Origin of the sequence: Desulfosarcina sp., from assembly GCF_046496365.1 — a bacterium.
Lineage (GTDB): Bacteria > Desulfobacterota > Desulfobacteria > Desulfobacterales > Desulfosarcinaceae > Desulfosarcina.
The window spans coordinates 20,483-44,645 of sequence record NZ_JAWOHB010000022.1; the positions used below are offsets into that span (position 1 = coordinate 20,483).

General features: G+C 52.5%; 19 protein-coding genes and 1 tRNA gene. 16 read left to right on the forward strand and 4 right to left on the reverse strand.

Annotated elements, in window-relative coordinates; genetic code table 11:
• Positions 1-63 precede the first annotated feature (63 nt).
• The 9 genes from R6V78_RS01375 to R6V78_RS01415 all read left to right on the forward strand — a co-directional run bounded on the left by R6V78_RS01375 (position 64) and on the right by R6V78_RS01415 (position 12,531).
• Positions 64-1,422, forward strand: a complete 1,359-nt coding sequence (locus tag R6V78_RS01375) for a tetratricopeptide repeat protein (protein ID WP_410287529.1) — start codon at positions 64-66, stop codon at positions 1,420-1,422.
• 231 nt (positions 1,423-1,653) lie between these two features.
• Positions 1,654-2,154, forward strand: a complete 501-nt coding sequence (locus tag R6V78_RS01380; RefSeq protein WP_410287530.1) for a hypothetical protein — start codon at positions 1,654-1,656, stop codon at positions 2,152-2,154.
• Between the two features lie 149 nt (positions 2,155-2,303).
• The gene (locus R6V78_RS01385) at positions 2,304-3,875 is read left to right on the forward strand and encodes a type VI secretion system contractile sheath domain-containing protein (protein ID WP_410287531.1); all 1,572 of its coding nucleotides are present in this window, start codon (positions 2,304-2,306) and stop codon (positions 3,873-3,875) included.
• Positions 3,876-4,074: 199 nt separating this feature from the next.
• A complete protein-coding gene (locus R6V78_RS01390) occupies positions 4,075-6,363 on the forward strand; it encodes a type VI secretion system Vgr family protein (RefSeq protein ID WP_410287532.1) in 2,289 nt (762 codons plus the stop codon).
• A 74-nt stretch (positions 6,364-6,437) separates the two neighbouring features.
• Positions 6,438-7,058, forward strand: coding sequence for a hypothetical protein (locus tag R6V78_RS01395; RefSeq protein ID WP_410287533.1), 621 nt, complete (start codon positions 6,438-6,440; stop codon positions 7,056-7,058).
• Between the two features lie 18 nt (positions 7,059-7,076).
• Entirely contained in the window at positions 7,077-9,278 is a 2,202-nt protein-coding gene (locus tag R6V78_RS01400; RefSeq protein ID WP_410287534.1) for a DUF2169 domain-containing protein, read from the forward strand.
• 11 nt (positions 9,279-9,289) lie between these two features.
• Positions 9,290-11,101 carry a pentapeptide repeat-containing protein gene (locus tag R6V78_RS01405; RefSeq protein ID WP_410287535.1) on the forward strand — a complete coding sequence of 604 codons (1,812 nt, stop codon included), beginning with the start codon at positions 9,290-9,292 and terminating at the stop codon, positions 11,099-11,101.
• A gap of 63 nt (positions 11,102-11,164) precedes the next feature.
• Positions 11,165-12,055, forward strand: a complete 891-nt coding sequence (locus tag R6V78_RS01410) for a DUF3540 domain-containing protein (protein WP_410287536.1) — start codon at positions 11,165-11,167, stop codon at positions 12,053-12,055.
• A gap of 56 nt (positions 12,056-12,111) precedes the next feature.
• A complete protein-coding gene (locus R6V78_RS01415) occupies positions 12,112-12,531 on the forward strand; it encodes a DUF4150 domain-containing protein (RefSeq protein WP_410287537.1) in 420 nt (139 codons plus the stop codon).
• A 134-nt stretch (positions 12,532-12,665) separates the two neighbouring features.
• Here R6V78_RS01415 and R6V78_RS01420 read toward each other — a convergent pair whose 3' ends face one another.
• From R6V78_RS01420 to R6V78_RS01430, 3 genes are all read right to left on the reverse strand, one after another.
• Complete coding sequence (locus R6V78_RS01420; RefSeq protein ID WP_410287538.1) at positions 12,666-13,619, reverse strand: FHA domain-containing protein; 954 nt, start codon at positions 13,617-13,619, stop codon at positions 12,666-12,668.
• A gap of 264 nt (positions 13,620-13,883) precedes the next feature.
• Positions 13,884-15,542, reverse strand: a complete 1,659-nt coding sequence (locus R6V78_RS01425) for a LysM peptidoglycan-binding domain-containing protein (RefSeq protein WP_410287539.1) — start codon at positions 15,540-15,542, stop codon at positions 13,884-13,886.
• A gap of 7 nt (positions 15,543-15,549) precedes the next feature.
• Positions 15,550-16,572, reverse strand: a complete 1,023-nt coding sequence (locus R6V78_RS01430; protein WP_410287540.1) for a polysaccharide deacetylase family protein — start codon at positions 16,570-16,572, stop codon at positions 15,550-15,552.
• Between the two features lie 436 nt (positions 16,573-17,008).
• Between R6V78_RS01430 and R6V78_RS01435 the strand changes: the two genes are divergently transcribed.
• From R6V78_RS01435 to R6V78_RS01460, 6 genes are all read left to right on the forward strand, one after another.
• Positions 17,009-17,887, forward strand: a complete 879-nt coding sequence (locus R6V78_RS01435) for a hypothetical protein (protein ID WP_410287541.1) — start codon at positions 17,009-17,011, stop codon at positions 17,885-17,887.
• 79 nt (positions 17,888-17,966) lie between these two features.
• On the forward strand, positions 17,967-19,634 hold the full coding sequence (locus tag R6V78_RS01440; protein WP_410287542.1) for a serine/threonine protein kinase: 1,668 nt from the start codon (positions 17,967-17,969) through the stop codon (positions 19,632-19,634).
• A gap of 87 nt (positions 19,635-19,721) precedes the next feature.
• Complete coding sequence (locus tag R6V78_RS01445) at positions 19,722-20,444, forward strand: Stp1/IreP family PP2C-type Ser/Thr phosphatase (RefSeq protein ID WP_410287543.1); 723 nt, start codon at positions 19,722-19,724, stop codon at positions 20,442-20,444.
• A 191-nt stretch (positions 20,445-20,635) separates the two neighbouring features.
• Positions 20,636-21,013 carry a hypothetical protein gene (locus tag R6V78_RS01450; RefSeq protein ID WP_410287544.1) on the forward strand — a complete coding sequence of 126 codons (378 nt, stop codon included), beginning with the start codon at positions 20,636-20,638 and terminating at the stop codon, positions 21,011-21,013.
• A gap of 17 nt (positions 21,014-21,030) precedes the next feature.
• Entirely contained in the window at positions 21,031-21,873 is an 843-nt protein-coding gene (locus R6V78_RS01455; protein ID WP_410287566.1) for an HDOD domain-containing protein, read from the forward strand.
• 161 nt (positions 21,874-22,034) lie between these two features.
• Positions 22,035-22,415 (forward strand): PleD family two-component system response regulator, encoded by a 381-nt coding sequence (locus R6V78_RS01460; protein WP_410287545.1) that lies wholly within the window; start codon positions 22,035-22,037, stop codon positions 22,413-22,415.
• A gap of 458 nt (positions 22,416-22,873) precedes the next feature.
• On the opposite strand, the gene R6V78_RS01465 is transcribed toward R6V78_RS01460, so the two are convergent.
• A tRNA-Arg gene (locus R6V78_RS01465) sits at positions 22,874-22,950 on the reverse strand.
• Positions 22,951-23,068: 118 nt separating this feature from the next.
• On the opposite strand from R6V78_RS01465, the gene R6V78_RS01470 reads away from it, so the two are divergent.
• Entirely contained in the window at positions 23,069-24,013 is a 945-nt protein-coding gene (locus R6V78_RS01470) for an RNA polymerase sigma factor RpoD/SigA (protein ID WP_410287546.1), read from the forward strand.
• The last annotated feature ends 150 nt before the right edge of the window (positions 24,014-24,163 follow it).

Sequence of the window (24,163 nt, forward strand, 5' to 3'; positions counted from 1 at the left end):
TTATCACTGTTTCCCGCGCACCGATGCTGAACAATTAACCTCATGCGGGAATATGAAACTGTCATGGATCTAACGAACCAAAGCGAGAATGAAAGCGGCAGGGGATCCGACAGCCTGCTTTCCATCGAACAGGCCATCCGGTTGGCCATCGGCCTTCAAAAACGGCTCAATCTCGATCAGGCCGAATACATTTACCGTACAATTCTTTCCGCCAGGCCCGACCACCCGGATGCACTGCACTTTTTAGGCATGCTTCATTACCAGCGCGGCGACACAGCCAAAGCCATCCAATCGATCAGCCGGACCCTCGATATTTCTCCAGACTATGTGGATGCGCACAATAACCTGGGCAATATTTACAGGGAACAAAACCGTCTGACGGAGGCAGAAGCCTGTTACAAAAAAGCCCTTGAACTGGCGCCTGATAATGTCAGCGCCCGCAACAACCTGGGAACGACGCTGCAAGCCCAGGGTCGGCTTGACGAGGCTGAGGCAATTTTCCGAAAGGCACTGGAGACCACTTCAAATTTTTATCCGCTGCACTATAACCTGGGAAATTTGCTTTCCCAGCGAGGCAGCGTCGCAGAGGCGGTGGACCATTATTTTGAGGCCCTCGCGCTCGATCCGGAGCCAGTCGGATCAAAGGTCATGCTGAGCATTGCCTTGATGACGTTGGGACGCAAGGACGAGGCCCTGGGCCATTTGGAAAACTGGCTGCAGGAAGAGCCCGACAACCCTGAGGCCCGGCACCTGTTCGCGGCTTGTTCAGGTGAAAAGATTCCACTGCGGGCCCCGGACGACTACGTAAAGAGCCTGTTCAACCGGTTTGCCGAGAGTTTTGATGAAAATCTCAAAAACCTTGATTACAAGGCTCCCGGACTGGTTGCCGCGGCAATATCCAAAATGATTCACCCGCAGGCAGATGATCTGGAAATCCTGGATGCAGGCTGTGGTACCGGATGGTGTGGCACCTTTATTAAACCTCATGCCCGCAAGTTGGAAGGCGTGGATCTGTCTGCCGAGATGCTGAAACGGGCTGCCCGGACCGGCAGCTATGATCGGTTGGTGGAGGCTGAGTTGACGGCTTTCATATCCGAATGCGAGCGCGCCTACGACCTGATTGTGTCTGCCGATACCCTTTGCTATTTCGGCGATCTGCAGGAGGTGTTCAGTGCTGCAGCGCGTGCATTAAGAACCGGTGGATGGTTCATTTTCACGTTGGAGTCAGCCGACGCGCTTGCAGCAGCGAACAGCAGTGACTACCTGATCAAACCCCAGGGACGCTATGCCCACACGGAGGTCTATGTGCGGCATGCTGCCCAACAGTCCGGTTTGAAACCCATGAACATATCTCACCATGTGCTTCGCCAGGAAATGGGCCGGCCGGTGGATGGGCTGGTGGTAGCGTTGTCGAAAACCTGATTACGCCAGGCATCACCTCAAAACGTGTCCCTTACCATCGAAAAAGCCTTTGCCTGACACTTGCAAGGCAACCTTGTCTACCGGGCACCGCCTCTGTTGATCGATGCCCTGGCCTATAATCCACCGGATCATTTCAGCATGTTCGGAACATTCATTCTGGTGAATTCCGCCACTGCCTGATATGATGCGCTGCGTTGTCGATTATCAATCATACCCAGAAAGGATACCGATATGGCGCTCAACGAAGACCGTGCTTGGCCCAATGTCCACCCGGAAAATACCGCTGAGACGAAAAAAGTTAATGATGCTTTCTTTGGCGGCAAGGCGGAAAAAAAACTGCTCAACCCGGGGATGCAGCTCTACAAACTCACTGCCAAAGGGCGATCGCTGATCCATAACGGCGCCGCCTCGCCGTGGTGGTTCTCAACCGATGATTTTGAAGACGCCGTCGGACTGTCCGGTGTTTGTGGGTTCGCTAAACACATGAAGGTTTCCCTCACCGAGTATGCCCGGATAATTGCAGCCGTTACGGAAGAGTGGAACACAATGGACATTATCATGAAGGCGAAACTGAAAACCCCCGTCTATGGCTTCTTTGGACAGTGCGCGCAGCAATCCAAAAAACAAGGGTCCACGATCAATCTACCGGGGCATGCCTACCAGTTTTACATTCCCGGTCTTACCGAGGAGCATATCGCGCAGGTTAGCGTCGAATCGGCCGGTTGCGCATAAAAGCGCTTCAATTTAGTTGCAGCGGTGGGATCGTGCAACCCAGGTGAATCGGGAATATACCGCGTCATGTTATCATTCGTGCAAGGGCTGACTATCTTTCAAACCGTCTGACAGATCTATGCGCTATTCCCACCATTAGCGGAGGACCTATGCCGGATTCAATCACCATTGACAGCATTGATGTTTCCATGTCCCCCAGGCTTCGGGATACCGGCAAAAAACCACAATCCGATACACCCTTCAAGATTTTGATTATGGGCGATTTCAGTGGAAGGGCCAATCGGGGTCTCGCAACCGATGGTTCGGATCTTGACCAACGTCCCCTTTTTCGTGTGGATCGGGACAACCGTGAAGCACTGATGGAGAAAATGGCGGTATCCATCCGCCTGCCAGTAACCGTGGACAGCTCGCCACCCGTCCATTTGGCCTTCAACGATATGGACGATTTTCATCCGGAACAGATCTTTTTTCAAACCAAGCTGTTCCAATCGATAAAAGCGGTTCGCAAGCGGCTGATGGATCCGGATACCTTTGCCGAAACGGAGGCCCGGTTGTCCGGCGGTTCAACGCTTGCGTCCGATGCGCCCGAGGATGTCCCGGTCCAGAAGCCGGTTGCCAAAAAACCTGATTTTTCAGGAGAGGCGACCGCCGGTTTGTTGGATCAGGTCTTGGATGTCAGTTCTCATGAACCGGCAGGCGGCCGCACAACCGGAATACAAACCGATTGGGATCGCTTCCTGGGCGCTATCGTCAGGCCGCATCTGACTCCAGATATTGAAAAAAAACAAGATGCCATGGTGGCGGCGGTCGACCGCACGATCTCCGATACCATGCGCGGCATCCTGCACCATCCTGACTTCCAGGCGGTTGAATCGGCTTGGCGCGGGCTGCAATTTTGCCTTCGACGACTGGAAACCGACGAAAAGGTGATGGTTTGTCTATTGAACGTCTCCAAGACGGAAATAGCCTCAGACCTGACGGCGCACGAGGATCTGCGGGACACCGCCTTGTATAAAAGACTGGCATCGACTTCCCAACAGCACCGTGGAGATACACCCTGGGCCCTGCTTGCCGGAATGTTCACCTTTTCACCCAGCAAGGCCGATGCGGTTGTGCTGGCCCAATTGGGCGCCTTGGGCCAGATACTTGGTGCACCCTTTGTCGGCGCCGCTGCGCCCCGTGGTGTCAACAGTTCGTCTTCCGGCGAGGCGCCGGCCTTGTCAGACTGGACATTCGACCCTGACCCGGCCGACAGGCGCGCCTGGCAGGTGCTGAGAACGATGCCGGAAGCGCACTGGATCGGACTGGCACTTCCACGGTTGATGATGCGCTTGCCCTACGGAAAAGAGACCGACCCGGTGGATGCCTTTGCATTTGAGGAGATGCGCGACCCGGTGAACCATGAACACTATCTATGGGCCAACCCCGTTTTTGCGCTGGTGTTGGTCTTTGGCCGCACATTTGGCAGGTATGGGTGGCGTTGGTCGAAGGGGTTCATCAGCGACGTGAATGACCTGCCGCTTCATCTGGTGAAGGATCGAGGAGAGATGACCAACAAAGCCTGTGCAGAGGTTTTCTTGAACGACAGAGCCCTTGAAAGAATCATCGCAGAAGGACTCATGCCACTGGTTTCATTTAGAGATCAACCCCGCATTCGACTGGCGTGTCTGCAATCCATCGCCGAACCGTTGCGCCCGTTGTCGGGGCGATGGAATCCATGATTTCCACCGCCCCGCAGTTATTGGATGAACCGATAAAACAATAATAAAATTGACAATTTAAGGATCCACTGCTAAAAAATACGGATTGCATTCCATGCAACTGACAGCATCCTTTCCGTGGTCGGCATCAGTACTTTTTTCGTTTAACCGAAACTTCTCCGCTGTTCAGCAGTCCCGATAACTTGGAAGGAGATATGCCATGGCCTATACCCAAGAAAATAAACTGATCGCCATCGATACACCCTTGGGCAAGGACGAACTGCTGTTGTCACGCTTTTCAGGCAGTGAGGGAATGTCACGCCTTTATGAATTTGAACTGGCGCTTTTTTCCGAAAATCACGCCATCGATTTTAAAAAAATCATCGGCAAGGAGGTGACGGTCAGAATCAAACTCCGTGAAGAAAAAGAGCGCTATTTCCATGGACTGGTGTCCAGGTTTTCTCAAAAGAGCGGTGATGTGAAAACCGGGTCGGAAGCGCCCACGTTCTCCCACTACACGGCGATAATGGTTCCTTTTCTCTGGATGTTGACCCAAACGGCGGACTCCAGAATATTCCAGAACAAGTCCATTCCGGATGTCATTGAGCAGATTTTTAAAGACCAGAAAGTCGTGAACTATGAAATGAACCTTGCGGGATCATATGAACCCAAGGAATACTGTGTCCAGTACCGTGAAACCGACTTCAACTTTGTTTCCCGGCTGATGGAACAGGAGGGGATGTACTATTTTTTCAGACACGAGGAGAAAAAACATGTATTGGTCGTATCCGACTCGGCCGATGGCAACCTGGCATGCCCCAATCAGAAAGAGGTAAAATACCAGGTCGACGCCTTCGCACTGGAAGGTGAAGATAAAATATTTGAAATGGAGATGGAGCAGGAAATCCGCGTCGCCACGTATACCGTCAATGATTACAACTTCAAAGTCCCCAATTCGGATTTAAAAGCCGAAGTCTCCACCCAGCAGCCGCTGGGTTCAGGGAAACGCGAAATCTATGATTATCCCGCCGAATTCACCACCATCGATGAGGGTGACCGGCTGGCCAATTTGCGTATCCAGGAAGAAGAGGCCCAGGTAACGACCATTTCCGGCTCCAGCCGATGCCGGGATTTCAGCAGCGGACACACCTTCGATTTGAAGAATTACTACCGTTCGGACATGAACGACAAACCCTACGTGTTGACTGCCGTGACCCATCAGGCCACCGAGCCCATCGATGTCGGCGGTTCCCAAGGCGTGGCCGACTATCGTAACCAATTCACCTGCATCCCTCTGGATGTGCCTTTCCGCCCGGTCCGTAAAACCCCCAAACCGGTCGCCGAGGGAACCCAGCCGGCCATTGTCGTCGGGCCGTCCGGTGAGGAGATCTACCCGGATGAATTCGGGCGGGTGAAGGTCCAGTTCATCTGGGACCGTGAGGGCAAGAAGGATGAAAACAGCTCCTGCTGGATTCGCGTCAGCCAGCAGTGGGCAGGCCCCAGCTGGGGCGCCATGTTCATTCCCCACATCGGGCATGAAGTCATCGTCGATTTTGTCGAAGGCGACCCAGACCGGCCGATCATCATCGGCAGTGTCTACAACGGGAACAACAAACCCGGCGATGCACTGCCCGAAAATAAGACCCGAAGCGTCATCCGCAGCTGGGGTGACAACGATATTATCATTGAGGACAAAGAGGGAGACAAGCACATTCAGATCAAACAGGCCAACGGCAATGAAATTTACCTGCACGAAAGCAGCCCCGATATAGAGATAAAACAGGAGTGCGGCAACAAGATTCATATGAAAGCCTCTGGACCCGATATCGAAATCACCCAGGCTTGCGGCAACGAAATCCTCATGCGTGAAGCAGCGGGCATTCAGATCCGAGATAAATACGGCAATGAAGTTGTACTGGATGCGGCGGCAGGATTCATGCGCATGGCATCCCCCAGCCACAATTCTTTTATCGAGTTAGGCAAAAGCATCCAATTCCAAACGGACAGCAATAATCGCCATCTGATTTCCGGGGAGGCGAAATTCACGGTTCTGGGAGCTACCAATGAATTTTTTGGGGGGGCAAAAGGCGCTCAGACGATCGGGCTGCAAACTGAAACCTTTGTGGGTGGCAAACACGAGACCTTGGTCGGGGGAAAGATCACCATCAACAAAGCCAGGGAATACACCAAAAACTTTGCAGACCGAGACAGGGCGTCGGATGGGAATATCAGATACAGGACCAAAAAAGATCTGCTGATGAGCGGCGGCGACGGTACTTCGGAATTGTTGGTGAATAAAAATCAAGCCTATATGCATTCCAAAAACAACTTCGTGCGCATCAAACCTGATGGAACTTTGGAAATAAACAATACATACGGCAACGGCGTCCTGACAATTAAGAGCAACAACAAAATTGTTATCGACACTCCCCAGGAAATACAGATCAAGGGAAGCAAGGTGACCGCTAATAAAGGCGAATTCGTTACCAAAAGCATAAAAAGTTCCTGAAGGTGTTTAACATGGATGTCAAGGTAATTGCCGTATCGATAATTGCCCTGATCGTTGCCGGCTCACTCCTATACGTGGGGCTTTGGAAACTGTTTTACATTGATCTGACCAAAAGTGGCTGGAAAGAAGCCAGAGCAGATTACCCGCGACTGGCTGAAAAGATGAATCTTGCCTTTAAGCCAGGTGAACTAGATTACCATATCGGAGAAATCTCCGGTGTATTCAAGACCTGTCAGGTGGCCGTCAAACCGGACGACAGTGCGACGATAGAAATTCGTTTTAAATCCGCGCCTGATCTGTTTTTATCGTCGATTGATCCTGACAATACCGACCCATTTACCGGAATGGTTCGCTTCGATACCGAAAACGCAGCCTTTGATCAGTATTTCAAGACGCGCTTTGCTACGCCGGCCATTTCGGCGGCCTTAATAGAAAAGTCCAGTGCGCTCCAGTTCGTGGATAGGTTCGTTAAAAAGTGGGCACGTCCCATTCAGCGGTTTGATATCTCGCGCCATGGCATCGCGTGCAGGTTTAAATACGGCGGGCAGACGTACATCCCCGCTTCCGTGTTGGAATCTTTGTTGCCCGAATTATGCAACTTCGCTGAAGCATTTGAGGTCTTGCTGCCCCGGGCGGCCCATCCGGAAATGTCGCAGCGGCATGGTAACTTTTCCAGTGGTGTTGCCGATGAGTAGAAACACAGGATTGCCCCTTTGGAAATAATCAACGATACCCCTTATAGCTTTGGCTGCATTGCCGGGCGGATTCCATTCCCGGGGCACTCCCTGACGCTCATTGTCAAAGGTACATTCGACCTTGTGCCGGACGGCGACCTGGTTGCCTCCCAGGAACAGCAGATGACCACCGGTGATGAATTTTATAAAGACGATGAGGAGATGAAAGGCGGCCCGCGTTATGCGTCCGATTTTTCATATTTCAAGCCTCGGGCCGACCTCAGTCTGGTTGGTCACTGCCATGCGCCTAAAGGCACCTTGGCTTCCGCTCGCCGGGTCACCTTTCAGGTGGGTGGCCGGGTCCATTCATTAATCGTCTATGGAGACCGTCATTGGATCGGCCCGGTTGCCACCGATCCAGAACCCTTTGATAAAATTCCGCTGCGTTACGAATACAGTTACGGAGGGAGCGGTTTTAAGAACAATCCCTCGGGACAGGGATACGACAAACAAAAGGACCTTAAAGGCACTGCCAGACGCCGTCTGCCCAATATCATGAGACCCGGAGAGCAAATGGCCACGCCGTTATCCAGGCTGGACCCCGCTGGGTTCGGTCCACTTCACAGGGAGTGGGATCAGCGCCAATTAAAATTGGGATCCTACACGGGGAAATATCTTGACACCCGATGGCCCTGGTTCGCGGAAAACATGGATTGGGGGTATTTCAATTCGTCGCCAGACGAACTCCAGAGCGATTTTTTGATCGGGGACGAGACGCTATATTTTGAAAACCTCCATCCAGACCACCCTGACTATCGTTCCAAACTTCCCGGCATAACCATCCGATGTTTTGTCAACAGAGACGAAACCGTTTCCGGCGCTGCCCACCCATTTACCGAAGTGCCTATGAAACTGGATTCACTTTGGGTGGATATGGATGCAGAGAAACTGGTGCTGGTATGGCGTGGGTGGACACCGGTCGCGGACGAAGAATTTGAAGCGTTACGTCACACCTGGATTGTCTCGGAAACATTGGATCAGGAATCCGAATCCACGTCTCACTATGAAAATCGGTTGCAACAACGACTGCAAGAAGAGAATGAAAAGTGGGAGGAGGACGAGCCTCCAGAAGCGCCTGCCCCCGCGATCGAAGACGATACCGACAAGTTGTTTGCGGCGGCCGAGGCATCTTATAGACAGTCGATGCTTGATTCAGGCATGAATCCGGATAAGCCACCGCAACCCAGCGACGAGGACAAGGGAAGAGAAAAACGCATTCTCGATGAACTTGGGTTTGGACAAGAGGCCGCTCCTGCAGCGGAGATGACCCGGGAAACAGTTGTTGCCCGGTTTGAAGCAACCCACAATATCGCCGGACTTGACCTCGAAGGCCTTGACCTGTCCGGTGTCGATTTCAGCGGTGGCAGCCTGCAGGAGGCCATCTTTTCGAACGCCGACCTATCCAACACCCGGTTTGATAAAGCGGATTTGACCGGAGCTGTTTTTATCAAGGCCAATCTTTCCGGAGCCAGTTTTAAAAGAGCCGAGTTGACAGACGCCGACTTATCAGAGGCTGATTGTTCCCATGCCAATCTGTGCAAAGCGATATTAAAAGATGCTGTTTTTGACAGTGCACGGTTGACGGATGCCAGGTTCGAGGAGGCGGATGCCGGTGGAGCCAGTTTCATTGAGGCCGACCTGACCGGCGCCACTTTGGTCAAGGCGACATTGACCGGTGCAGACTTCTCGGACAGCAATCTGACAAAAGCCGATTTGTCGGGGTCGAATCTGGCAGAAGCAACCCTGGACGGTGCTAAATGCCCCGGCGTGATTATGGATGGCGCCGACCTCACCGAGCTGCGGGCGTCTGAAAAGTGCATCTTTACCGGCGGTTCATTTAAACAGGTATCGGCAAAGGAATCCATATGGGAAGCCGCCGATCTCAGAGATGCTGACTTCTCGTTATCCAAAATGGAAGGCGCGAACTTCACCAAGGCCAACCTGACCGGTGCGCGCCTGCGGGCGGTGGACATGAAATACGCCCGGTTCGATAAGGCAATCCTCAAGAAGGCGGACCTGATTCTGGCCAATTGCCTTGAGAACAGTTTTGAAAAAGCGGACTTATCCCGCTGCGATTGCCGACAGGCCAATCTGTACGGATCAGAATTTTTAAATGCGCTTGTTGACGGTACGCAGTTTGAAGGTGCCAACCTCAAGATGACCAAACTCGTTAAACGTTGAACAGGGTGACAATGGACGGTATCCCTGAATTTGAAGCATTGTTGGAGCAGCTAAAAGCGGGAAAGGCAGTCGACGGGGTGCTCTTTTCCGAAGAGACGCTTGCCGGGTTGCACCTGGAAAAAGCACAGCTGCTGGGTACCAAATTCAACGCCTGTGACCTGTCGAATATCGATTTATCCAATGCCCAACTTCCAGATATCCTTTTCAACAAATGCGTGCTCGATGGAGCAAACTTCTCCGGGGCCGATCTCTCAGGTGCCGTTGTTGTCAACACCATCGCACGCCACGTCAATTTTAAACGGGGCGTCCTTACCGGGATGGTGGCTTTTTCAGATACCGTTCCTGTGGAGGACTCATCCCAGGTGATGGTTTCATTTGAACACTTGGAACTGCCTGGGTTTGCCATGGATCAGCTTAAAGACCTCGGCATTCTGGGTTTCAATGAAGGGGTCAGCAACTTCAGCCATGCGGATTTTTCTGGCGCTTCCGGCCAACGCTGTGAATTTGAGAAAACGATGCTGAAACAGGCCACATTTTTTGAAGCCAATCTCGAAGACAGCCGCTTTTCCCAATGTGATTTGTCTGCCACCGATTTCAGCCGTGCTTGCCTCAATCAAACCGTTTTTGACCATTCCAACCTGACCGATACCTGCTTTACGACATCGCATATGACGGATAGCCAGATCATCGCTTGCCAATTGGAAGGATGCGATTTTGGCAGTTCCAACTTCCAGGGAGTGGTCTTTCAGAATACGGATCTGCGGCAGGTAAAACAACTGCCTGCCAATATGCAGCGGTGCCAGTTCTTCGCGTGCAACCTAACCGGCATCGACCTGTCCTATCGCAACCTGACCGATGCCGTGTTTGCAGACTCGGATCTGACCAACGCCAGTTTTTCTAAATCCAGCCTTGAAAATATTTCCGTTACCAATTGCCGACTTTCCGGAATCGATTTCAGCGGAATGGATCTGTCCGCCGCCGATTTTTCGGGGGCAGACCTACAAAATGCCAAATTTGTCGGCTGCCAGCTGAATGACACCGATTTTTCCGGGGCGGATCTCACTGGCGCCAATTTTTCGCGATCGCTTATCGCAGATGCAGTGTTTACAAAAGCGCGCCTAAAAGATGCCAATTTTACTGGCGCCGTTCTTGATGGGTGTGACATGGGCCAGTGCAATTTTGAAGGAATGAACATTAGCGGATCTAAAATCAGAGGCACTGATTTCGAGGCGGTCGATTTTACACGGGTAATTTTATCAGCAACGATCATGAATACCTGTGAAATGAAAAATGCCCGCTTTGAAGGTATGGACCTGTCAGGGTGCGATTTTACCGACTGCGATTTCGAAAACAGCAACCTGAACAACACCATACTTGACAAGGCCAACTGCAGACAGGTCAACTTCACCAAGTCCGATCTGTCCGGTGGGAGCCTGAAACAAGCCAATTGCCACACGGCGAATTTCTCGGAAGCCATTTTGTTGGGCACCGCATTTCAGGCGGCCGACTTAAGATGCGCCTGTTTCGCCGATGCGACTGCCGCTGACGCGGTTTTCGATGCTGCACGAATGGACCGGGTCGAGTTCACCCGGTCTAACCTCGTTCGGGCCAGTTTTAGGCACGCATCAGCACCCTACGGCGATTTTTCATATGCGATTCTGCAGGATGCCGATTTGTCCCACGCCAATTTGCTCCAGGCAACGCTTCACATGATCAATGATCGGGGTGCCCGTTGGCGGGGAGCCAACCGGAAGTTGGTTGAAAACACCGACAAGGACCGGGCTGAGGCTGAACTGTGGACACCCCCGGTTCCGCAGACATAGTGCCTAATTCCGTTCAGCCAACCCGCTGCACTGGTGGGATACGCGCTTTTAAGGAGAAACAAAATGCCACATACCGCGACGATCGTTTCACTGCCCGCCATGGCCACAGCCATCGAACCCGCCATTGTAATGGGAAATTGCGATCCGCATGGCAACATTCGCGTATGCCGGCCGGGCGGATCGATAGACAGAGATGCCCGCCTGGCGGTTCTTCCGCGTCCGGAGCTTGAACCCGGTGATGAAGTCCTGACCATGACCGACGGCAGCGGTCGCGCGTATATTGTCGGCGTGTTGTCATGTAAAACCGGAAACACGAGCCGATCAGAACAGATCCGACTGGCCAATGGGGCCTATGCCCGGGTCGACCGCTCTTTGGCCGATGAATCCTTGAAGTTGTATTCAAAGGAAAATGAACTGCTGATAGATTACCATTCCCCGACTGGAACCGTAAAAGTCAATGTGGCGTCGGGTAATTTGGAATTCACTGCGACCAATGGCAGCATTGTTTTTCATTCCGCCAAGGATATCCACATGGATGGCGACCATGTGGCTGTGAACGCCAGAAACGATATCCATATGGGTGTTCGGGATCCCAATGGTGGCGCCGGGCCGGTCATCGCCATGAATGCCAGAAAGCTGCAGCTGGCTTCACCGGTAATGGAACTGATTGCGCAGCGCGCCCAGCTTTTTCTGCAGGAGACCCGGATCGCAGGCAAGCAGCTGATAGGAAGATTCGGCAACATTCAATCCATTTCCCGCAAATTTGAATCCGTCGCTGATACGGTGATGACCAAAGCGAAAAACGTATACCGGACGGTATCGGAATTGAGCCAGTTGAAGGCGGGGCGTCAACGGACGCTGATAGAAAAAACAAGTCACATGAAAGCTCAGAAAACGATCATGAAATCGGAACAGGATTTCAAGATAAAAGCGGAAAAGATACATCTGGGTTGAGTCAACATGTTATTGTCACGATCTGTTTTTAACTCCGTAATTTCAGGAGATCGGCCATGCCAGCCATATTTCCAGCTTCGACCACCCAGGGCGGCAACACCTTTGCGATACCTGACACCTGTCTGACCCCGGCGCCCCCGTCACCGAGTCCGGTACCCATACCATACCCCAACACCGGCATGGTCAACCAGGCCAAAAAAACGGCGACCAGAGTGAAATTTGCGGGTAAACCGGTGGTGACCACAAAATCGGAAATCTCTCGTTCCATGGGCGATGAGGCCGGTGTGAACAAGGGGGTGATGTCAGGAATGAACATGGGCAAAGTGACCTATAAAAAGGGTAGCGCCAAAGTTAAAATCCAGGGCCATCCCTGCGTACACCTGACCTCCATGTCCAGCCACAACGGCATGAATGCCAACATGCCGGCAGGGGCCCAGGTGGCTCCCAGCCAGACCAAGGTGATCGTTTCGCCATAGTTCAAGAGACAAATAAGCGCGTGGAAGGCTTTGGGCGGCCCTTTTCGGATCGGGACGCATTCAACCGGGGGCAGGAGGGCCGGCGCGCTTTGTCGATGTGGACATCCTTGGCACCACCGCCGGTTTCCCAGGGGTTAACTGAAGAAGTTTTTAAACAGGGAGTTGGCCTTTCTACCCTTTTTTTCAGCCGTTGGCAGACCCCTGTCCGATCCCTGAAGATTGGGGTCGGCATCGGTTTTTTCCAGGGGTTCCGATACCACATCCGGTAACTCCGCCAGCCGGCCACCACCAAGGAACCGGAATTTGGGTCCGTGGTCGGAAAGCGACAATTCAGCCCCCTGGGCCAGTACCGCTTGGGTTCCAACCGGGCGCCCATTGATGGTGATCATTTTCCTTCCCGTCAGATCCTTGGCATAGTAATCGTTGTCGTTAAAAAATATCTGCAGGTGGCGTCCGGAGAGCACGCTGTTGGCGATCACGAAATCACACGCCGGATCGGTGCCGACGGTCACCGGCAAAAGGTTATAGGATTGAAGGGTCGGACCGAACTGAATCACCAGCGGTGCGTTGGTGCTGACCACCGGAACGTCCAGGTCCGGTCCCACCGTCAGTCCGGGTTCATTCGGACTGGGGTGCGGCGGCGCTGGATGGGCTGCCTCAGCCATCTGTTGAGGCACACCAGCAGGCGATGACATCTGCGGTTGAATCGGTGCCGCCGGTTGCGCTGTTTTTATCGACGGGGCGGTGGGCATGGGTGCATCGAGCGCTTCAATTTTCGTTAAAAAGCTGGCCTTGGGACCACTTTCGGAAAAGGTGATCACATCGCCGTCCCGCAGGTAAACGTCGGCAATTCGTTTTCCGTTGATGTAGGTGCCGTTGGTGCTTGAATCGACAATGCGGAACCGGTTGCCTTGTCGTTCAATCCGTGCATGCCGTCTGGAAATCGTTGTCAGGTCTTTCTCGAAACGGACCTGGCACGAGGAGTGGCGACCAATTTGAACGGGAAATTGGGTAAAATCCTGGATCTGCCCTTTCATTGGGCCCTGGATATGAACCAGTTGGACGGTGATGTTCGGTATTTGGGGCATGTTGTCCCACCCGCATGTATCGGTTCTGGGTTACGCTTTCACACGACGCGGCGGCCTTGAACCGCGACACCGAGCTCACTCCCTGCCGCTTGCGGCGGGGTTGGCCAGCGAACTGAAAAACGACTGTGTATCCTTGCGGTGCTGCGCAGCACTGCCGCTATAGGCAAAACATTCCCTGCGGCTGGCCGCGGGGTGGCTTCAATTTCAGCCGACTATAGTCGCAAAGGCGTGGCTGATGTCAAGGGGTTTTCATCCTTATCGGCCTCATTCAGCGGTGCTTTTTCTTATCCGTTCCAGATTTTCGTTCAACAGGGTTGCCTTTCTCAGGTTCTGTTGAACGTCCTTGTAGCCGGGATCCACCGCAGCGACTTTTTCCCACGCTGAAATGGCCTTTTTCAGATCTTGCTGACCAAAAAAGACAATGCCTTCGTTATAGTGAAAGGCCTTGTATTCTTGAAGGCTGGCTTCTATGTACTGCTTGCATTCGCTGCAATCCGGTTTGACGGCGGCAGCTTTTGTAAAACCGGTTTTGGCTGCCAGGTAATCATTCTGGTTATAAAGGACAAGGGCCTTTTGGAAGAGGGTCTGAAACAGCAGCGCTGTTGTCGCCCCGTCATCCGGATTCAACGCCACGGCCCGTTCGAGTGTGGATATGGCCTTGTCGATCTGATTTTTCTGAAGGTAGCCTTGGCCTTCTTTTCCCAAGAATTCGGCTTCAATTTCGCGGCACTGATCCAGCAGGTCAACACACTCCCGGCAGTCGTCGTCGAAATCAAGGGCCGTGGTGAATGCGGTTTTGGCCTCATTGAACCGATTCGCCGTGAGATGCCCTCTGCCCAGTTCAACGTATGCCCGGGAGACATAGCCGATGGCATCAGCATCCTCCGGGGAGGCGCTGAGTACTTTTTTCAATTCGAGGATGGCGTCATCATATTTCTTCTCATTGAACAGGGCAATGCCTGTCTCGCGATACTGCGCCACCTGATCGACCGGTCCATTCGCATCCGGCTGCCCTGTTTGCGTTTGTGGTTCTGACCTGTCGGCAGCGGCTTCTGCTTCATCCGCCTCCGGGGTATAAGGGTGTGCTTGCGCCGGCTTGGCTGCGGTGGTCAACCCTGACGATGCCATTTGATCCAGTCGCGGCACATTGACCTTCTGTCCCACCTTGACGCTGGTTGGATCCGAGATGCCGTTGTATGCGGCGATTACCCGAAACAGCTTGGCATCGCCGTAATAAATTTCGGCAACCCTGGACAGGCTTTCGCCTGGCTTGATTTGATGCACGCTAAATTCCGCTTTTTCCGATGGCGGCTGCACGGGGGAGCCGGTGCTGATCCGCATCAGGTCGTCAATGTCCACGCCGTCAATGGCCGGAATCAGTATCCTCTGGCCCACCTTCACCTGGGTCGCATCTGACATGTTGTTGAAATTGGCGATATGGTGATATTTCTTGTAATCGCCGTAATACTTGAGTGCCAGCTTGGAAACACTTTCACCGGGCCCGATTTCATGGGTGATGTACTTGGTCGCCTCCGCCGGGTGGCGCTGCTGAAGCATGGCGGCAGCTTTTTCATGTTCCGGTCGATAGCGGAGTGTGTTGAGAAACTCCTTTTTGGCCAACTCCCATCTGCCCTTGTCTCTGTATCGCAGGCCGTTTTGATAGTGAGTCTCGGCAAGATCATCCAGTTGCTTTTCAAGACGGGTGATGCTTTCGATCACGATCGGTTCCTGCGGGTCGATCGTCTGGGCCAGTTTGAACTGTTCAAGGGCTTCCACCGGATTGCCCTGACTTTCATAGGCCTGGGCCTGTTCGATGTAGGTCTTGGCCTGCTTGCTCATCTCCCGGGGAGCACGGAACGGCTGACAACTCCATAGAACCATCAGAATCAACCCCATCCCGGCGCATATGTGTTTGTGTTTCATGATATTCTCACTGTAACGGAAAGTTGGTAAAGGTTTTTAAACGGGAGGCAAAACGGTCCATGTCCCGCTTTAAAATCTGATCGCGTCGCAATCGCAAGGGGTCAGCGAAAAAGGGGTTGCTACCTCGGTCTACGGTCACGGCAATTCTATATCCGGCTTGGCGTGTCAGTGATGCTACCGTCGGGTTGTGTCTGCCGAAAGGGTAAGAGAAAATCAGTGTGTCCTGGTTCAGTTTTTCATCGATGATCTGCTTGGATCGAAAAATCTCTCTTTTCAGTCGAGCCACATAAGCAGTGTCATCCTCATCTTTCTGCCGTTGGGAAAGATCGCTGTGGGCCACTGAGTGCGAGCCGATGTAGAATCCCTCCCGTTTCAATTCCCGCAGCTGTTGCCAGGTGATGGCCTGGCTGGAAACACCCACGTAATCAACGTAGATGAACAGTGTGGCCGTGAATCCATATTTTTTCAATAGTGGGTAAGCCACATCATATACCGAACGGTAACCATCGTCGATGGAAATCATGACTGCATTTTGCGGTATCGCCTTGCGGTAATCCAGAAATTCGACCAGTTCTTCGGGCCCGATCACCCGGTAACCGTTTTCTTTAAGATAACGAAGCTGTTTTTCAAATATGCCGGCAGGCATGCAAAGGGGTGAATCACAAGACGGAGCGAAGCGGTGATAACACAAAATGGGAACCGTCTGGTATCCCTGGTCCGTAATGCCGGCACGATTGTTAATCTTCAGGGGAATGACCGCAAAGCGATCGGGCCTAAAAGCGTCCTTGGGATTCGCATCTTCCACCATCCAGGCCAGCCGCGCGGCCCCCAGATACTTTTGTGCCAGCATCGCGGGTGTATCACCGGGCTTGATCCGGTGCAGGATCCGTTCACTGGAACGGTATACATCTCGCTGCACAGGCGGCAACATGGCGCTTGGGTGGGCACAGCCCAGAAAAAAGGTCAGTACGATCAGGCGGAGGGAAAAGCCGGCACAGCTGAGATGTGAACGCAAACCAAACAGGGCCATGGCCAATAACTCCGCTGCCAACTGCGAACAACCGCGCGAACCAGCGCTGCAATCGAAATGGACCCGCGCCGTTCCATCTTTCAAGAAAAACGTTGTCTTACCTACCATAGCGGCCTTTTAAATTCAATAGCCGCCGGCAAGCTTAAATTCCTGCCCCACGGTATTGGATGGGCCAACGCCAAGCTGTCTTCGGGTAGAATTTAATTTTCGCCGCCGGCATGCGCGACGCGGGTCACGGCCGGCGTGGCTTGACCCTTTAACCGGAGAAGCTGCTTGACAATCCATTGGTATCATAATAATTTTAACACCATTGGCTGGATTGGCCGGTGGTGCCGTGTTTGCCCGTCATGGCACGCCGCGGGTCAGCATTTCCAGGCCCAGAAACGTTGCCCGATATGGGCTGCATGCATTGACCACAAGTTCAAGGAAAGCTGACATGAAGCCTGTTGCCAAATCCGGACGGATCAAAAAGACCCGCTGGTTGACTTGCCTGTTTATCTGGTGGGTGGTGGTTGTCTTCATATACCTGTTCATTGCCGCCCAGGAAAGGAGCCTGGTGGAACAGGCAACCGCCACCGGGATTAAAGCCGCCAACGCCAGCGCCCAGCAAGCCGGACTGCCCCTTCTTGAGCGGGACGTGCGCGCACTGACGCGTCTGGTTCAGGATATCTCCACGATTAATGGGGTGGTCAATGTTTCCATCATTGATCACAAAAATAAGATCATCGCCTTCACCAATCCGGACCAACCGCTGGCCGTGTCGTCCCAATCATCAAAGATGAAAAACGGCGTCAGTTATTGGCTCCATGAACTGGCCGACGGCACCCGGGCAGTCTGCTTTTCAAACGACATCAGCTATGCCGGTACGAAGATCGGCGAGGTGTTTCTGGCAATCGAGGCCAAAAGCCCGGACGGACTGATTACGGCATTTGTGCTCACAGCCCTGATCAGTTTCATGCTGATCGTTTTTGTGCTGCTGTTGATCGATTTCAACGGCCTGTATCCGTTAAAATCGGCCTTGTCCGAGCGAATCCACCGGTGGACAGGTAAAAATGGCATCCCGGCCGACGGCCGGGAAGTGATTTGTCCGGTTTGCGGCAGCCACAAACCGCTGAACCACTCTTTTCTGCTCGAGGCCAACCTGGACCGATATCCGGTCGTTCGGATGGCGACTGAAAAAATAGGGGCGACGGAGCTGCGCTTCGCCCGCGGGGTGAACCTTCGCGAAATATCTCGCCGGGAAGATCTGGGGTGGCTTCGTCGGCAAATGATCCACCGATGCGCAGACATCATCAAAAAATTGGCTGGTGATTGAGACGCCTCCCTAACCCCACGGCTCAACTGCTGGATCGTTTTTATGCCAGCCGGTCAACCGGACCCGAAGGAGTGTGCACATGCCTGCAGGTGAGAAAGCATCGACGACAATGATGTGGATGAAACAACTGTCAGCCATAACCATCCATTCCGTCAGCGGGAAGGTCAAGTCTTTCATGTCCGGCTCTGCGATGAAAAGACACGTCGCTGTGGGCGTGGTCGTCTGGCTGCTTATCAATCTGATCGTTTTTTTCACCCTTCAGGGTAAAACAGCCACAGCGGAAAAGGCTTTTTTCAGCAAGGGGGTTGATCAGGCTCTGGGTTTGGCTGACAAGAGTGGCGCCTCTATTCTGGCAACTGACATCCTCTCTTTAAATGTAGCCATCCGTGAGGTGATGAAAAACCCTGAAATCCTTTTCGCCGCAGTTCTTGATCATCAGGACAGGGTCCTTGCCCATTCGAATCCGATTAAAATCAACCGCCAGTTGGAACCTGTGAACGCGGAAACCGTTGTCGACACCATCAACGGCGTTAAAATCGCTTCGGGAAAGACTGATGCTCAGGACCCGGTCATGGTTTTTAAAAGCGACGTTACCTATTCCGGGGTCAAAATCGGAAAGGTATCCATTGCCTGGGGGGGGCAAAGGCTGGCATCGACAGTCAAATCCCACCAACTGTTCATGGTGTTGTTTCTGATTTCCAGCCTGGCCCTCACCGCCGGCTTGCTTTTCCTGCTGGAGCGAACCCTTGAAAGTCGGAAGATGGAGCGGCAAAAAGCCATGGCAGGCATGACCCGGATCGGGCCATATCTGTTAACCCGAAAGATTGCTCAAGGGGGCATGGCCGAACTCTATCTGGCCGATTACCTTCGGGAAGACGGTTTTCGAAAGACGGTTGCAGTAAAAAAGGTGCTGCCCCATCTGGCTGACAACCGCGACTTTATTGATATGTTTATCCGAGAGGCTCGACTGGCCGCACTTCTGCAGCACCCCAATGTGGTCCAAATCGCCGATTTTGGGAAAATTCAGAATGCCTATTTTATCGCCATGGAGTATGTCAACGGCAAGAACCTGGCAGAAGTCATGGGTTTTTTGAAAAAGGGCCTGCCGGTGGATATGGCCGTGTTTCTGGTTCTGAAAATCAGCAATGGCCTGCAGTACTCCCACTCCCGTAAAGACGACAAGACCGGCAAGCCGCTGAACATCGTCCATCGGGATATCAGCCCCCAGAATATACTTATCTCCCTGAACGGTGAAGTCAAACTCAGCGACTTCGGCATATCCAAGGCCACATCTGAACCGTCGTTGACCCAGGCCGGCGTCATCAAGGGAAAGCTTTCCTACCTTTCCCCCGAGCAGGCCATGGGGCAGGCGGTCAATCATCAGATTGACATCTATGCGCTCGGGCTGGTTTTTTATGAGATTCTTTCGGGCAGTCGGCTCTATCGATTCGCCAACGATATTGAAGCCATCCGAACCATCCCGCAGATGACCATAGCACCGATTATCGATCAAAGACCCGATATCCCCCAGGGGTTGAACGACATCGTTATGAAGTGCCTGGAAAAATCAACCGTGAGACGGTACCAGAGCGCCCAGGAACTGCACGATGATCTGTTTAAGCTTAAAAATCATCTGGGAATCACTTACGATGCTTCCGACCTGGCAATGTTCATGCGGACCAACTTTGAGAAGCCGGAACCGGAGCCTGGCGCCTCAAGCCAGTCAACGGCGGCCCCCAAGATGTAATTTTGTCAGCACCCAATCATCACGGACCGATTTTTCCGCCAACCGAAAGATGAGAAAGGTAAAATAACGGTGTCACAGGACTCGTCGATGGTCATTTATCACGGTGCCACGGATGTGGGCAATGTCCGCACCAATAATGAGGATATATTTTTTATCAGTGAAGCAGGACAATATTGCCTGGTTGCCGATGGCATGGGCGGAGCCGCCGCCGGGGAGGTGGCCAGTCAAATATTTGCCGATACGGCAAAAGCGGTGTTTGCCGGTCATGACGGATTGTCCGAAGAAAACACCATCGCACGCGTGCAGACCACCTTTAAGCTGGCTAACGAAAAAATCCTCAAGCACGTCGGCCGCAACCCCCATGACCAGGGCATGGGATGCACCGCTGAGTTGTTGGCGTTTTCCAAAAATAGTTTCATCATTGGCCATGTGGGCGACTCCAGAACCTACCGGCTGAAAAACAACACCCTCAAACAACTGACCAAAGACCACTCGCTGGTTCAGGAACAACTGGACCAAGGACTCATCAGTCCGGAAGAAGCGCGGCACCACGCCATGCGCAACGTGATCCTCAGGGCCGTCGGTGTCAACGCCAGCGTTGCCCTGGACATCCTGAAAGGGAAGAAAAATCCCGGCGACCTGTTCCTGCTCTGCAGCGACGGACTTACCGATATGATCGAGGAGATCGCCGTGCTGGCCGCACTGCGCGCAGAAGGAAGTCTGCGTGAAAAGACCGCAGCGCTGATCCGACTGGCCAAGCAAGCCGGTGGAAAAGACAATGTAACCGTATTACTGTCTACCATCGTGTGAAGGTGGCCTGGCAAAATTCTTGCTTACATAAATTGGGAATTCAAAACCCAAAAGACTACGTTTAGGGGGACGCCTTGGTTGAACGTCGAGCACATAAGCGTTATTGCATGCCTCGCGGCGCATTTGTCATTTTAAGAAATGAATTGGATCGGCTGCGCAACCATTCGCTAATGAGTATCGGGGAGATTGCCATGGTCCTATACAAATCCGAACCGGAAGTCATGGGACAGATCAAAGACGTGGGTTTGGGTGGGGTTGCCTTCGACAGCACCACCCGTGTTGTACCCGATGACGATCATTTAGAACTCGATCTGCTGATGGCGGAGCAGGGCATCTATCTTCACAACATTCCTTTTGTACGTGTTCCGGCAAGATCTGCGGACGGGGACACGCACCTAATCCCCCAAAACCATACCCATATTCTTCAATTTAAGGATCTTGATGGGGAACAAGCGGCCAGACTCCAAGAATTGTTGACCCACCAGGTCGGTACCCCCAACGCGGGCGAGGCGATGCCTGAGGCGCAGGGCCCCAAACCGGGAACAGGGGCACCTGGTCGCGGAAAGTGAAGCAGTAAACCATGTCTATGCTAGCGCCAATCCTTGCAGAGATCGATCAATTAAAACCGGTTTCGGATATAGCTGGAAAAGTCATGACGCTTCTGGATGACCCCGATTGCGGCATGTCCGATCTAAGCACGATCATTTGCCACGAACCGGCATTGACGGCGAATGTATTGAAACTGGCCAACTCGGCATATTTCGGTCTGCCGGGTAAAATCGATGATGCCCGGCAGGCGATTGTCTACCTCGGAATGCGGCAGGTCATCGATCTGGTTCTTTTGATCAGCTGCGCAGAAAGTTTCCATGGATCCCATGATGGGTACGATTTATCTAACGGGGAGCTTTGGAAAAGTGCAGTTTCCGCCGCGATCATGGCCACTGACCTGGCGCAAATCAAAGGCCTGAAACACAACAGCCTCTGTTTTACCGGTTCCCTGCTGCGGGACATCGGCAAACTGGTGCTGAACCAGCATGTCAAATCGACAATTGAACAAATTCTCAACCGTGTTGATACCCATGGCATTTCTTTCAGGGTCGCGGAAAAGCAGGTCCTGGGAATCGACCACGCCGAGGTAGGCGCAATGCTGGCCGGAAAGTGGCATTTCCCGCCGGCGCTTCAATGTATTATCAGGTATCACCACAACCCCTTGGAAGCAGACGGATGTTTTTTGGAAGCATCCATCGTCCACCTGGCAGATGCCATGTGCCGCAAATTGGAGATCGGCAAGGGTGTGGATGACCAGTCTTATCCTGAAGATCAGCTTATCGGCCGGTCATTGGGCCTGCAGGACTCGGTAATTCAAGGTGTGATTGATGGTTTTGGCATGAAATTGGATCGGATAAATGCACTGCTGAATGCAGGCTGAACACCGTTGGACGCCAACGGCCGGCTGTTCGATCCCCCTGCGGTCCTCTGGATGGGGGCGGGCCTGTTTTTTTATAATCGGCTAAAGAATCCAACAGCGAAACCGATACTAATAAATCGAAAGTAACTGAAACAAATGGAATCGAACCCCGGAGGTAAGTGATGGCGTACAAGATCCTTACGGTTGATGACAGTAAAACCATTCGGATGATCGTCAAAAAGGCCTTTAAACCTTATAATTGCGAACTTTATGAAGGCGAAAACGGGGTGGAAGGCCTGGCTATCGCCGCCAAGGAGATGCCGGATCTGATAATCCTCGATATCACCATGCCGGTAATGACGGGCATCGAGATGCTCGGCAAACTCAAAGCGGAAAGCGATTTAAAAGATATCCCCGTGATCATGCTTACCGCCGAATCGGGCAAGGAAAATGTCATGCAGATCGTTAAAATGGGGGTCAAGGATTATATCGTCAAGCCGTTTAAAGGAGAGCAACTGATCGAGCGGGCCAAAAATATCCTTAAACTCAGACCCGTGGAATAAACCCGCACGGTCGCAATCACCGTCGCCATCGGACACACCTTTGCCTTCCAACCGGAGGGACCACGTGTTTACATTCCGCAGTGTCAAAGCGGTTGCGCCACCACCGGCTGTAAATGGCGATCCACCGCACCCACTCCTTTTTAACCCGCCGGCATATTACCATTTGGTAATTAAACGATCATCTGCCGGTAAGGGGGTGATGCTACATTGCCCCTATACGGGCCTGCCCCAGCCGCTGGTATCAATAAGACGCCAGTACGGATTGTGAAATCCTGAAAATGATGTTAAAAAGCTAGATTGTGACGATAATGGGATCGTGGCCATGCGGTGATGCTGGCCTTGGGTTCAGTCCAAGACCGCATCGCCTCGCGCCTCGGTCCAATGCCGGCATTTAAAAAGCAGAAGCCTCCGGGATGTTATCGCGGAGGCTCATGAAAAATTTGAGGCAATCTGATATTTGGCGCGCCTGGCAGGATTCGAACCTGCGGCCTACGGATTAGAAGTCCGTTGCTCTATCCAACTGAGCTACAGGCGCTGAAACAAATGGCGTCCCTAACATAATGGCGGTAAAAAGTCCATACAAAAAAGGACTGTACAACAGCTGACAGCCGCCATTACCGATCTTCCAACATTCCAACAATCCGGGTAGGGGAATGAAAACGGATAAAAAAAAATCAACCGGCAGTTCGGAAAAACATAACAGTGCAGGGATAAAGACGCGTCTCAGTGATAAATCCCTGGTCAAGTATGACCCGCTTCAGCGTTATCTTTCTGAGATCAGCAGGTACAATCTGTTGACGCGGGAGGAAGAGGTTTCGCTAGGCAAACGGGTACAGGAACAGGGCGACCACGATGCCGCCTACCGCCTGGTTACTTCAAACCTGCGCCTGGTTGTGAAAATTGCGCTCGAATTTCAGCGTGTATGGATGCAGAATTTGCTGGATTTGATTCAGGAAGGCAATATCGGTTTAATGCAGGCAGTGAAAAAATTTGACCCGTACAAAAATGTCAAATTTTCCTATTACGCCTCCTTCTGGATAAAAGCATATATCCTCAAATTCATTATGGACAATTGGCGCCTGGTTAAAATTGGCACAACCCAGGGGCAGCGCAAACTTTTTTTCAAGTTAAAGAAAGAAAAACAGAAACTTATCGAAGAGGGCTTCGATCCCAAGCCCAAACTGCTCTCCCAACGGTTGGGTGTTTCCGAGCGTGAAATTGTGGACATGGATCAACGTCTGGACGGTTGGGACATCTCCCTGGATGCACCGCTTAAGGAAGATTCCGATACCGAGCGGATCGAATTCATGAGTACGGAATCCGAATCTGCCGAGGAGGCGGTGGCCAAAAAGGAGATGGAATCGCTGCTTAACGAAAAAATCGCGGAATTCAGGACCCAGATGACCGACCGTGAATTGGAGATATTCGACAAACGGATCTTCTCTGACAGTCCGGTAACCCTGCAGGAGATCGGCGATAAATACGGCATATCCCGTGAGCGGGTGAGACAGGTCGAAAAAAATGTCGTCAAGAAGATGAGAGACTACTTTAAAAAGGAAATTCCAGACTTTGAATCCTACACCGAAGGTGTCTCCTGATCGTTCCTGATGCCAACACGGCTGCCCGGCTTCAACCCCATATCCTTGACCATACGGTCCGGCTGTCTGCCCGGTCAGGTTATTTTCCAGAAAGTATAAAAAATGAAAATACAGGGTGTTACATACTTATTCATAATCTTTTGTATGATG